Origin of the sequence: Paracidobacterium acidisoli (assembly GCF_003428625.2) — a bacterium.
Classification (GTDB): Bacteria; Acidobacteriota; Terriglobia; order Terriglobales; family Acidobacteriaceae; genus Paracidobacterium; species Paracidobacterium acidisoli.
Window position 1 is genome coordinate 143527 of the sequence record NZ_QVQT02000002.1, and the last position, 13219, is coordinate 156745.

The 13219-nt window shown below is 63.5% G+C and carries 4 protein-coding genes; all 4 read right to left on the reverse strand.

All coding sequences use genetic code 11. The annotated features are described in order from the left end of the window. Positions 1-2 precede the first annotated feature (2 nt). The 4 genes from D0Y96_RS04295 to D0Y96_RS04310 all read right to left on the reverse strand — a co-directional run bounded on the left by D0Y96_RS04295 (position 3) and on the right by D0Y96_RS04310 (position 13209). A complete protein-coding gene (locus D0Y96_RS04295; RefSeq protein ID WP_117298138.1) occupies positions 3-8447 on the reverse strand; it encodes a hybrid non-ribosomal peptide synthetase/type I polyketide synthase in 8445 nt (2814 codons plus the stop codon). A 145-nt stretch (positions 8448-8592) separates the two neighbouring features. Further along, positions 8593-10830, reverse strand: coding sequence for a GumC family protein (locus D0Y96_RS04300; protein ID WP_158562195.1), 2238 nt, complete (start codon positions 10828-10830; stop codon positions 8593-8595). An 85-nt stretch (positions 10831-10915) separates the two neighbouring features. Further along, a complete protein-coding gene (locus D0Y96_RS04305; RefSeq protein WP_117298140.1) occupies positions 10916-11938 on the reverse strand; it encodes a polysaccharide biosynthesis/export family protein in 1023 nt (340 codons plus the stop codon). Between the two features lie 86 nt (positions 11939-12024). Beyond that, the gene (locus D0Y96_RS04310) at positions 12025-13209 is read right to left on the reverse strand and encodes a glycosyltransferase family 2 protein (RefSeq protein WP_117298141.1); all 1185 of its coding nucleotides are present in this window, start codon (positions 13207-13209) and stop codon (positions 12025-12027) included. Positions 13210-13219 lie beyond the last annotated feature (10 nt).

Genomic DNA, 13219 nt, shown 5'->3' on the forward strand with positions numbered 1-13219 from the left:
GTTCAGCTGCCGGCCTGCGTAGTTTTTAGCTTCTGACGGTACTGCGAACGGGGAATAGCCTGAATTGGGTTGATTTTTACCGGCGAGGCGGCTTCCTGGCCGGCCTGATCGAGCTCTGCGCAGATGGCTGCAATGGTCCGCAGACGGAAGATGTGACGCGCATTGATGCCGAGACCGGCCTGCTGCGCGAGGGTCGTAATGCGGAAGATAAGAAGCGAGTCTCCGCCAAGCTCGAAGATACTGTCTTCGACGCCGAGGTCTTTTACGCCGAGAACCTTCGACCAGATGCCGGCCAGCAGTTCTTCGTTGGGAGTCCGCGGATAGACGACGCTGCGTTTGCGCAGCATCTGCTCCGGCACCGGAGCGGGCAGAGCGCGGCGGTCGACTTTGCCGTTGATGGTATGCGGCAGACTGTCGAGCACCATGATCGCCGCGGGACGCATGTAATCGGGGAGCTGCTCCTGCAGAAGCTGGCGCAGATCCTGGACAAGAGCGGCGGAGTCGCCGGGCTGAGCAGGAACAACGTAGGCGACGAGGCGCTTGTCGCCAGGCGTATCGCCGGGTGTGACCCAGTCGGTGCGCACGGCTACGACGGCGGATTTCACCTTCGGCGACTGTTCGAGCGCGTACTCGATCTCGGCCAGCTCGATGCGGTAGCCGCGGATCTTGACCTGGGTATCGATGCGGCCCAGGAACTCGACGATGCCGTCGGCGCGGTAACGGGCGAGGTCTCCGGTGCGATAGAGGCGCTCGGTGACACCGTTCCCGAAGGTATGCGCGACGAATTTCTGTTCAGTCAGCTCGGGCGCGTTGAGATAGCCGAGGGCCAGTCCGTCGCCTGCTGCGTAAAGCTCTCCGCTGACGCCGATGGGCACGGGTTTGCGCTGCGCGTTCAGGATATAGATGCGGGTGTTGGCGATGGGGCGGCCGATGGGCACGGTTCCCGCGCCGAGGCTGTCGAGGGTGATGGGATGGCAGCAGGTGAAGGTGGTGTTCTCAGTGGGGCCGTAGCCGTTGACGAGCCGCAGATGCGGCAGCTCTTCGCAGACGCGGCGGACGTGAGTCAGCGAGAGGATATCGCCGCCGGCCAGCAGCTGGCGGAGCGGGCGCAGAGCCTCAAGGTGCTCGGTGACCATGAGGTGAAAGAGCGCGGCGGTGAGCCAGAGCGTGGTGACATTGTGATCGGCGATGAGACGCCCGATCTCTTCGGGAGCGACGCGCTCGGCCGGTCCAAGGACCAGGCGGCCGCCATTGAGCAGCGCGCCCCAGACCTCGAAGGTGGAGGCGTCGAAGGACATCGGAGCAAGCTGCAGGAAGACTTCATCCGCAGAGAAGGACGCAAAGGGATTGTTTTTGACCAGGCGCAGCACGGCCTTCTGCGGGACGAGCACGCCCTTTGGGTTTCCGGTTGAGCCGGAGGTGTACATGACGTAGGCGAGGTCGTCGGTCCGTACATCCTGCGAAAGGTTGCCGGTCTCTCCGACGGCGATGGCGGGCCAGTCATGATCGAGGCAGACGATGTTGACGTCTAGCGCGGGCAGGCCGGCGACGATGGACTGCTGCGTGAGCAGCACCTTTGCGCCGGAATCCTTTACCAGATACTGCAGGCGGGGAGCCGGGTATGCGGGATCGACCGGGACGTAGGAGGCGCCGGCCTTCAGGATGGCCAGCAGGCTGGCGATGGACTCCAGGGAGCGATGCAGGCAGAGCGCGACACGCGAGCCGGGAGTGACGCCGCAGTGGAAGAGATAGCGGGCAAGCTGATTGGCCTTCTCGTTCAGCTGAGCGTAAGTAAGGGTCTGGTCTTTCGCGACCAGCGCGATGGAGGACGGAGTGCGGCGCACCTGATCCTCGAAGACGCGGTGAATGGAGGAATCGGAGGGGTAAGAGGCCGCGGTCTGGTTCCAGCCGGTGAGCAGCTGCTTTTCCTGCGCGGCGGTCAGCAGGGAGACCTGCGAGCAGGGCTCGTCGGCATTCTGCACGAAGGCGCGGAGGATGGCCTCAATGTGCCCGAACCAGCGGTCGATGGTTGTGGCGTCGAAGAGGTTGGTGTTGTAGTCGCAGTCGAGCCACAGCTCACTGCCGCGATCGACGAAGTTGAAAAACAGATCCATGTTGACGTGCGTCTTGCCGTTGGCGCGCAGGTCAGCGGTGAGGTTGCGGAACTGCAGATCGGCACCGACCTGTTCGACATTGGCCTGGATCTCGATGAGCTGCAGGCGTGAGGGGTCGCGGGCCAGACGCAGCTTATGCAGCAGCGTGCCGTAGGTGTAGTCCTGATGATCGTAGGCGTCGAGCAGGGTGCGGCGCGTCTGCTTGAGGAACTCGGCCAGCGACTGCTGCTCGCTCTCGAGACCGCTGCGAATGGGCAGGAAGTTGACGCAGTGGCCGACCAGCGTGGAGCCGTTCTCGACTCTGGACTGTCCGGCCATAGGGATGCCGATAACGACGTCATCCTGATCGCAGAGGCGGTGCAGCAGAAAGGCCGTGGCGCCGAGCAGCGTGGCGAACAGAGTACTGCCCTGGCGCGCGCCGGTCTTTCGCACGGCACGGAAGAGCTCCGAATCGAACACGAAGCGTTTGGTGGCCCCTTCATGAGAACGCACGGCAGCCCTGGGGCGATCGGTAGGGATCTGCAGGGGGGATGGCGGCGTTCTGAACTTCTCGATCCAGTACTCTTCTACAGATTTGTACTCCATGGTCCCGGTCTGTTCGCTCTGCCGCGCCGCATATGCACTGAAGGTAAGCGGTGCGGCCAGGGAGGCCTTTCTGCCGCTGTCCGCGGCGTTATAAAGTTCGCTCAGTTCACTGAAGAAAACGTTCGTCGACCATCCGTCAAAGATAATGTGATGCGCGGTGAAGAAAAGAACGTGCCCGGAGGAGGAAAGACGGACGAGGCGCAGGCGGAAAAGCGGTCCCTGCGCAAGATCGAACGGCGTGGAGCCTTCTTCTTCGATCAGCGCCTTCAGACGATCGGCCTTTGCCGCTTCGGAGTGATCGCTGAGATCCTCGCGCTGCAGGGAGGGCTCGGAGGGCGGTGCGATGATCGCTGTTTCAGTAACCCGGTTGAAGGTGAGGCGCAGGGCCTGATGGCGGTCGACAAGCTGCTGCAGCGCTTCGAGCAGCGCGGTCTCGTTGAGCGCACCTTTGAGCGTGAGCGAGGTCGATTCGTTGAAGGCGCAGTTGGCGTCTTCACCCATCTCGGCGCTCAGCAGAATCTCACGCTGCGGCTCGGTAATGGCGAACTCGCGGACGGACTCGGCGACAGGCGCGGTGGATTCCGGAGCGGGCGCGTCGATGGTCGGCGGCTCTGCATGTGCGGACGCCTGCATGGCGTGCATCTGAGACAGGCTGTCGCGGAAGGCCTCGCGGACGAAGTCGAGATCGGCCGGCGTGTGCGCCGTGGTAAGGAAGCAGGGAAAGCCTTCCTGAATGTGAATGCCGCGATGGCGCAGGTGGAAGTGCAGCAGGCGCGAGAGGAAGGGCTCGTGCGCCGCCGGGAAGTAAAACCACGAGGCATAGGTCTCAAGCGAAGACGGGTGCGAGAACTCGGCGAACATCTTCTGCAGATCCGTGGCGAGGGCCGCGGTGCGCGCAGAGAGACCATTCTGAAGGGCGAGGCCTTCTTCTTTAATGTGGCGCAGGCTGGCGCGGACGGCGGCCATGGCCAGAGGGTGGCGCATGAAGGTGCCCGCGTAGAAGGTGACGCCGGCCTCCGGAAAGGACTCGTCGCCGTATTGCCAGGAGCCACCGTCGAGGGCGTCCATGAAAGCGGGGCGACCGGCGAGGATGCCGACGGGCAATCCGCCGGCGACGACTTTGCCGTAGGTGGCGAGGTCGGCGCGGATGCCGTAAACGGCCTGCATGCCGCCGGGATGGGTGCGAAAACCGGTGACGACCTCGTCAAAGATGAGCGCGGCGCCGTTCTGCTCGGTGATGCGGCGGACTTCATGGAGGAACTCCGCGGGGCGAAGCTCGGGATGACGGCTCTGTACGGGCTCGACGAGCACGGCGGCGATGTCTCCGGCGCGCTGGCGGATAATCTCCAGGCTCTCGGGCGTGCCGTAGTCAAGGACGAGCACATTGGCGACGCTTTCGCGGGGAATGCCGGGAGCGGCGGGCATGGTGCGGTGACCGCCGACGGCCTTGACCAGAACTTCATCGAAGCTGCCGTGGTAGTCGCCGGAGAACATCACGATAAGATTGCGGCCGGTGACGGTGCGGGCCAGGCGCATGGCGCCCATGACGGCTTCTGAGCCGGTGTTGCAGAAGGTGACACGCTCCATGCCGGTGAGCTCGCGAATCAGCTCGGAGCATTCGCCGACGAGCTCGGTCTGCGGACCGATGGCGAAGCCAAGCTCGAGCTGCCGGTGAACGGCGTCGACGATGAAGTCGGGCGAATGGCCGTACAGGATGGCGCCGTAGCCGTTGAGGATGTCGATGTAGCGGTTGCCGTCCTTGTCCCAGAGGTAAGCGCCTTTGGCGCGATCGACGACGAGCGGGTAGATGAGCTCCTTGATCTGGGCGTGGAAGCCGGAGACGACGCGGCCGTCGGCAAAGACCGAGCGGTGCTGCTGCGTGAACTGCTTCGAGGTCAGGGTGCGGCGGTTGTAATCGGCAATGAAGGTGTTGAGGTACTGCTGCTGCGTCTCATTCAGCCGGTTATCTTCGCCGCGCTGCAGCGGCTTAAAGGGGGTGAAGACGGGTTTGGACGGAGCCGCAGCGGCCGACTCCGCGATCGTTTGCGGCTGGGCAACGGGTGCGGCGACAGGCTGGGCCGCGACGGGCTGTACAGGTGCCGGAAGTGCGGGCGCACCGGCTCCCAGAATGGCGAGCTGCTGCTGAAAGAGGCTGGCGAGCGCCTGCGTCTGCGCGGCAAAGAGCGCTTCAAAGCTGCCGGCGGGAAGCGAGGCAGCAGAAGAACCTGGAGCGATGACCGGAACGGTCGCCGGCACTGCCACTGATGCCGGAACGACTGCAGCCGCGGCAGAAGAGGCCGTGGAACTCTGAGGCGCCGGAGCGGCGGCCACGGAGGCAGAGAGCAGCTCAGGCGCTGCCGTCTCTTCCATGTGCGCGGCAAGCGACGCGATGGTCGGATAGCTTTCCATGATCTGACGGAAGGTCAGCTTGACGCGGTAACGGCTCTGAATAGCCTGAGTGAGCTGCGTCAGAAAGAGCGAGTCGAAGCCGAGCTCAAGAAATGACGAGTCCGGATCAGCATCGCCCAGTTCCATGCCGGAGAGGTCGGTAATCAGCGATCTGATTTCGTTCAGCGTCGCTATCTTGTCTGCAGGGGCGGGGCCTGCAACCGGTGAAGCCATGATCGAATCCTCAGCAAAAGTATGTTCGACAGGTAGTGAAGCCGTGCGTACAAATGTTGCATCGGCGGCGAGCGGGCCCTCTTGCGGCGGAGCTATCCAGTAGCTCCTGCGTTGAAATGGATACGTAGGAAGCAAAACACGCTTCCGTTCAAAACCTGCATGAAAGCTGGTCCAGTCGGGGAAAATGCCGGCGTTCCAGAGACGGCCAAGGGCCGTCAGAATCGCTTTGTTGGCCGGTGCGCCGTCGCGCGTGCCTGCCAGAGAAGCCATCACTATATAGCGGTGTGCGGCCGGATCACTCGCAGTGGCTCCGAGTGTCTGCCGCATGAGCTGGGTCAGCGTCTCGGACGGACCCACCTCGAGGAAGACCCGGTCGGGCGTCTTTGCCAGGGTGTGGATGGCGTCGGCGAAGCGGACGGTGTGACGGAGCTGACGGGTCCAGTAGCCGGGATCGGCGATCTCGTGATCGGTGAGCCAGCTGCCGGTGAGGGTGGAGGCACAGGGAATGCCGAGCCTGCCGAAGGAGACAGTGCGTACGGCTTCGGCAAAGGGCGGCAGCGCGTCCTCGACGAGGCGGCTGTGAAAGGCGTGCGAGGTAATGAGGCGGCGGTGCGCGATGCGCTCGTTGTCGAGCGTTTCCACGAAGGCATCGATGGCGGCATCAGGGCCGGAGACGACACAGAGCTGCGGGCCGTTGACGGCAGCGAGATCGAGCTGCAGATCGGGCGAGGCGCTGAGAAGGTCGAGAAGACGCTCTTCACCGGTGCGTACGGCCAGCATGGAGCCGCGCGGCATCTGCTGCATGAGGCGTCCACGCTCTGCGACGAGGCGCAGCGCGTCGTCGAGCGAGAGCGCACCGGCGAGGCAGACGGCAACATATTCGCCGATGCTGTGACCGACCATCGCATCGGGACGAATACCCCAGGAGATCCAGAGCTGCGCGAGCGCGTATTCGACGGCGAAGATGGCCGGCTGCGCATACTGTGTCTCGCTGAGGCGGGCCGCGGCTTCAGGCGAGGTCACAGCGGGATAGATCAGATCGATGAGGCTCTCGCCGAGGAAGGGGCGGAGCTTTTCGCTGCAGGCATCGAGGGCTGCGCGGAAGACGGGCTCCGTCTCATAGAGCTCGCGGGCCATCTGCGGCGTCTGTATCCCCTGGCCGGGGAAGCAGAAGACGACGCCGGGATGGGCGAGCGGGCGATCTTCACTGAGCACGCCGTCGGGACGGCCGAGCAGAGAAGCGGCCTCCTCGACGGAGGACGCAACCAGCGCGCGGCGATGCTGATGCGCACTGCGGCCGGCCTGAAGCGTAAAGGCAATGTCGGCGAGGCTTTGCCGGGGGCCGGAGGCAAGATGCCGGGCGAGGCTGGAGGTGAGCTCGGTAAGAGCGGCGGAGTTTTTTGCCGACCAGACCAGCAGCTGATGCTGACGGCCTTCGTCGGAGGGGGCAGTCTCGGGCGCTTCCTCGACGATGACGTGCGCATTCGTGCCGCCGATGCCGAAGGCACTCACCCCTGCGCGGCGCGGACCTTTTTCGCTGGTCCGGCCATGGCGCGGCCAGGGAAGGGTCTCCGTGGGAACGAAGAAAGGCGTATCAGAGAGACCGAGGTGCGGATTCGGCTTTTCAAAGTGCAGCAGCTTCGGGATGCTCTGATGCTCGAGCTGAAGAACGGTTTTGATGAGTCCGGCAGCGCCGGAGGCGACGTCGAGGTGGCCGATACCGGCCTTGGCCGTGCCGATGGCGCAGAACTGTTTTTCGCCGGTGGTCTGGCTGAAGGCCTTGCTGAGTGCGGCAATCTCGATCGGGTCGCCGAGCGGCGTCGCGGTGCCGTGTGCCTCGATGTAGCTGATGGAGTCCGCAGAGATGCCGGCCATCTTTTGCGCGCGCGCGATGACCTGGGACTGGCCTTCGACGCCGGGAGCCGTGTAGCCGACTTTGTTGGCGCCATCGTTATTGACGGCGAATCCGCGAATGACGCCGAGAAGCTGATCGCCATCGGCGATGGCGTCGTCGAGGCGTTTGAGCAAAAGAACGGCAGCGCCGGAGCCGAAGACGGTTCCGGTGGCGCGGTGATCGAAGGGGCGGCAGTGACCGTCTTCCGAGACGATGCCGCCTTCCTGCGGAACATAACCGCGGCGCTGCGGGAAGGTGATCGAAACAGCCCCGGCAAGCGCCATATCGCAGCCGCCGGTCATCAGGCTCTGGCAGGCCTGGGAGACGGCGACCAGCGAGGTGGAGCAGGCAGTCTGCACGGCGACGCTGGGTCCGTTCAGGTTGAGCTTGTAGGAGATGCGGGTGGGCAGGAAATCCTTGTCATTGCCCAGCATCGTGACATAGGAACCGACCTGGTAGGAACCGGTGAAGTCTTCGAGGAAGCGGCGGCCGTTCGCGAGGTTGTGCATGAAGTAAGTGTTCATGCTGCAGCCGGCGAAGACGCCCGTCATACCTTTGGTGTGCGTGGGATCGTATCCGGCGCGCTCGAGTAACTCCCAGGCGCATTCAAGGAAGACGCGGTGCTGCGGGTCCATCTGCTCGGCTTCCTTCGGATAGATTCCGAAGAACTCCGCATCGAACAGGTCGGGATTTTCAAGAATAGGACGCGCGGCGACATAGTTATCGGGAAGCTGTGCCGACCGGTCGCGGCCTTCGAGATCCTTCTGATCGAAGAAGGTGACTGATTCCACGCCGGAGCAGAGGTTATTCCAGAACTGCTCGACGGTATCGGCTCCGGGGAAGCGGCCGGTCATGCCGATGATGGCGATATCGGCCGATGTGGAGCGGCGCGGCTCACGGGCAGGCGCAGCAGCCGCCGGAGCCGTGACCGGCTCCTCCACCGCATTTCCGGCAAGCAGCCCGGCCATGGAGCGGACGGTGGGATATTCGAAGACGGAGGCGACCTGAAGATTGCGCTCGAAGGCCTGATTCAGGCGGGTGAGAAGTTTTGTGGCCAGCAGAGAGGTGCCGCCCATCTCGAAGAAATTTTCGTCGTGTCCGGTGACGTGGAAGCCGAGAACCTCCTGCCAGAGACGCGCCACTTCGATCTCGAATGAAGTCCGCGACGTCTTCGACTCGACGGGTGAGGGAAGGTCCGGAACCGGATTCTGCGAATTGTGTCTGTTTATCATTTGCACACGCTCGAACCGCAGAAGGGGCGACCAATCATCATCGGGGGAGTCAGATTGCCGTTATTTGTAGTGAACTATATTTTCGGCGTAGTGAGGGGTTATTCAGAGTACACCATTTGTGGTATCGGTCTCTGTAAATCTGCTCCTATCCCTTTCCCGCAAAACTGATCGGCTCTTCCGCTGCCTGCTTCTCTGAAGTGCGCGCGAAGGGGAAGCCTCCTGCGGCTGCCGCGGCCGCTGCCTGACGGCTGCCCGGCTTCCAGCGAAGATTGGTTTCGTTGGTCCGCTTTTCGAACTCCTGCAGATCGTGCTTCAGCGTGTCTTCGGCGCGCACGAGGCGAACCTTGTTGATGACCGCGGCGGCGCCGGAGACATCGAGGCGCTCGAGCAGACGCGCGGCGCGGGTCAGCTTGCTCTTGGTGGTTTTGCCGGCCTCGGCCACCAGAATCGTGACGTCGGCGCAGCGCGAGAGATATTCGGTCTCCGCCGAGCTGAGCAGCGGGGGCGTATCGATGAGCACGATGTCGTACTCATTGGTCAGATCCTGGAAGGCCCGGGCCACAAAGCTGGACAGGGGCGTGAGACGGGCGGGCAGCGACTGCGAGAAGACCGTCTCCGGCTGCAGATTGAGCGCAGTGGAGGTGGACGGGATGCCGTCGCCGGTTCCCGAAGCAGCGTTGTTGTCGTTCATCCCAACGGTGACGTACGCAACCGGATTGCTGTTTCCGGAGGCGTCAATGGTGATGGTCTTGCGGCCGAGCCGGGCAAGGGTGCTGCCCAGGTTCTCGACGATCAGGGTTGTGCCGGCGCGGGAGCCGGTGCCGGTGATGACGAAGGTGCGCACTCCGGCGACACGCGTGGCGTGATCGACACCGGCGGCGAGCCGGAGAATGCACTCATCGAAGACGAGCTGAGTCACATCGCGATCGTCGAGCAGCGAGCCGATGGGAGCGAAGCCAAGAACCGCTTCGACGTCGGCAGCGGTGTAGACATGAGGATCGAAGAAGTCGAAGGCGATGGCGGAAAGGACGCCCATCACCAGAGCGATCGGAATCAGCAGCGGAATCAGCTTCTTCGACTTGCTGGGCTCCGGCCCGAGCGGCGGCAGCGCGGGCGAGAAAAGATGCACGGAGCCGGGCGAGGTGCTTTCGATCTCGAGATCGTCGATACGGTTGTCGACCTGCGCGTAGCGAGCCTGGAGGCGGTCGATGTCGGCCTTGAGCTCATCGGCGCGCTGGAAGCGGGGAGCGGCGGTATTGGCTGCGGAGGTGTACTTCCCCAGCTGGTTCTGCAGCTGCGACTCGATGGTGGCGGCGCGGTTGACGTTAGTATGCAGCTTTTCCTGTAGCTGTATGGCAGCCTTGCGGCGCAGATCGGTCTGCATGTCTTTCAGGCCCTTGTCGATCTGAGCGAGATCGGCTTCGGTCTGGAGACGGAGCGGGTTGTTCGGGGTGAGGCCGGCGAGCTGCTCCATCAGAGAGCTGCGCTTCTGTCCGAGCGCCGATTTGAGGGCGGTGAGCTGCGGATCGCTGGCGATGATCGAATCGGCTTCCGCACTGAGCGCGGAGTTGGGCGAGGAGGGATCTCCCGCCTGCAGCGTCGTGAGCTGAGCTTCGGCATCGATCCGCTGCTCGTGCGCCGTTTCCAGGTCGGTGCGGAGCTTGTTGAGCTGCTCATCGAAGGGGTTGGCCGGCGTGCTGGCTCCGATGACGGCGACGCCGAGCTGGCGGGTGATGGCGGCCTGCTCCTGCAGCTTGGCGTCGAGCTCCTTCTGCAGCTCGTCGCGGGTGTCACGCAGAGTGGCGAGGCGCTCGTCGCGTCCGTAAAACTCCTCTTCCTTGGCCTTGGTGAGATAAGACTGGGTGACCGCATTGACGATATCGGCCAGATGGTCGGGCCGCATGGCGGTCAGCTCGATACCAACCTGATAGGTGATACCGATGCGCTTGATCTCCAGCGTCTCCTGCAGACGCTGCACGGCGGACTGCTCCACTTCGCCGGGCTTCTGCCATACGCCCGGAGGCAGATGGTGGAGCGCGTCGGCGATGACGTCATAGCGGGTAATAGAGTGCACCTGCTGCGCGACGTAGGAGTCGTAGGGATATTCCGTCTCGTGATCTTCGGTGAGGGTTTTGGGGAAGGTCGGAGAGACGTAAATGGTGCTCGTCGACGAGTACATGAGCCCGTGCCGCAGCAGAACGGCAAGTCCGAGACCAAGCACCACCACGGTGACGAGGATCGCCGTGACCGCGTGGAGGCGAAGACTGCGGAGGATATTGATCTTCAGTGCAGAGCCTTTGGAAGGCGGACGCAGAGGCTGGTGCGGCGTAGTCGGAGACTGCGTGCTGCGCGCATCGTTCGGATTGAACTGGGTAATATACATACGATCGTTTCCCTGGGCCATAAAGCAGATACCTGAATCAGATAAAAAACAACAAGAATCGAAAGGGCAGACAGCCGCGCTCTTTTTAAGGAGCTGCCAGCGCTCCGAGCGAAACCATGGTGGCAACCGGACTGATCTTCGAAACCAGATACGTCAGCTTATAGAAGCCGCTCTTGGGAATAAAGACCATGTCGCCGGGCTGAAGCTTGATTTCATTGCCGCCGCCGGGCTTCATCAGCTGATGGAAGGAGATGGTGATTTCTTTGTTGGTGGCGGTCTGCGCAATGTGAATGGTGGGGTTCGAGCCGGCCCCTTCGCCGAGGCCGCCGGCATCGGTGATGGCCATCTTGAGATCAAGGTCGCCCGTAAGGGGCACCGGTCCGGGCCGCAGCACCTCGCCGAGCACAGAGATGAACTGCTGCTGCTGAATGGGGATGAAGACCATATCGCCGCGCCGCAGACGGATATCGGAGAGCGGATTGCCGCTGGTCAGAAGCTGCTTCAGCTCGACGGTGACGGCCTGGTCGTTGCCGCGGTAGATCATGCAGCGCTCGGGCAGTCCGTCCTTCGAGCCCGGAACGGTGGTCATGCCGGCGCGCGCGATGGCATCGAGCAGCGTGGGCGGTGTGCCTTCATAGTCGAGCACGCCGGGATGCTGCACAGCGCCGAAGACCATAATGGTGTTGGAGCCGTACTTCTCGACGCCGATGGTCACAGCCGGGCTGGTGTAGTAAGCGGAGAGCGCATCCGCGACGGCCTTCGCGGCGATGTCGCGCGTCATGTTCACGACGGTGACCGATCCGGCGATCTGCAGCGTAATGCGTCCGTCGGGTCCGACGGTGTATGGGTGGCTCAGCTCAGGATGGCCGGCGACGTACAGATCAATGGTGTCTCCCGCGCCGATCTGGTACTGAGCGTCGGCGGCCGGCTCGAACTCCTGCAGCTGGCGCAGGGGGCTGATCTTCAGCTGCGGGTCCGCGGCGGGCTTCGCGCCGGTGGTGCTGACCGGCACGGCCTGTGCGGGCGTCTGCTGCGCGCGCATGCCGGCCGGGGAAAGCCCCAGCAGCAGCGCCATGCAAACCGGAATGGAGGAGTATGCGTGTTTCATGTGAAGACAACCTTTCAGCGGTTACGTCAGAAAATCGTCACTGACAAAGTTTTCTGTATCTGCGATCCGCGTCCCTTACCGTTCCTTTAAAGTGATGTCCTGCGTTCCGTTCTTACCCATGTAGCCTGCGCGCCGGAGGCCCGCAGGAGACCCGGCACCAGCCGGAATTTCCAGAGAATATAAAAAGGCGCCATCGCCAGCGCCCGCAGCGTGCCGGCCACATCCGGTCCGGCGAAGGCCGCGGTGAGCACGTGGATGACGGCCACAGCGAGCGAAGTCAGAGCGTAGATCCTTACCCAGAGAATCGGCACAAAACAGGCCGCCACCAGTGCCGCCACGCCGAAGGCCATCGGCAGACCGGCCAGATCGAGCATGGGCTCCAGCAGCCGGAGACGGCCGCGCAGGAGCTGTCTGAACAGCCTGGGCAGCCATACGCGGGCCACGCGAAGACGGCCTCCCTGCCAGCGCGACTGCTGCACCGATTCTCCCGCTGCCGAAGAAGGTCCGTCGGACGAGACGATGGCCTCGCCGATGAAGCGGACACGCTCACCGGCCAGCAGCAGGTGGATGTGATACTCAAGGTCCTCCACCACGGAGAAGGCCTCGTAGGGCACGCGCTGCAGCAGATCGGCGGTCAGCGCGAATCCGTTGCCGAGGATGCCGGCGGAGAAGCCCAGCCGCTCGCGGCCCATGGGCCGAATGTATGTAAAAGCGCGAAAGGCCAGTGAGGTGAGCCGGCTCTTCGTCTTTGTGGTCGCGCTCAGCATCTCATAGCGGCACTGTACTGCGGCCTCGCCATCCTGAAGATGACGAAGCACCGCGGAGATCAGGCCGGCCGAAACAGTGGAGTCGGCATCGACGACCAGAACGGCTTCCGCGCCCTCCTCGATGGCCTTCGCGAATCCGTAACGCAGAGCGTGCCCTTTTCCGCGCATGGCCGGGTCATCATAAACACGGACATCGGCTCCGGCGAGGGCGGCATTTTTCGCCGTCGCGTCGCTGCAGTTGTGCGCGATCACCATCACCTTTGCCCATCCGGCGGCGGAGGCGAGCAGGCTGGCAACACAGCCGCCGACCAGCCCCTGCTCGTTGTGAGCGGGGACCACGACGGTCAGACGTGGCGCCGGAGCGCTGCCGGGGTAAAGCTGCCGGCGGCGGCGCAACAGCAGGAAGGCCGCGGTCAGCGTGAGCAGCTCGAGCACGAGCGGCAGCGTGGCAACCGCCAGGAGGGCTCCCATCGCCGTCAAAGTCATCGAAATCATAGTGCTCATTTCCGCTGTC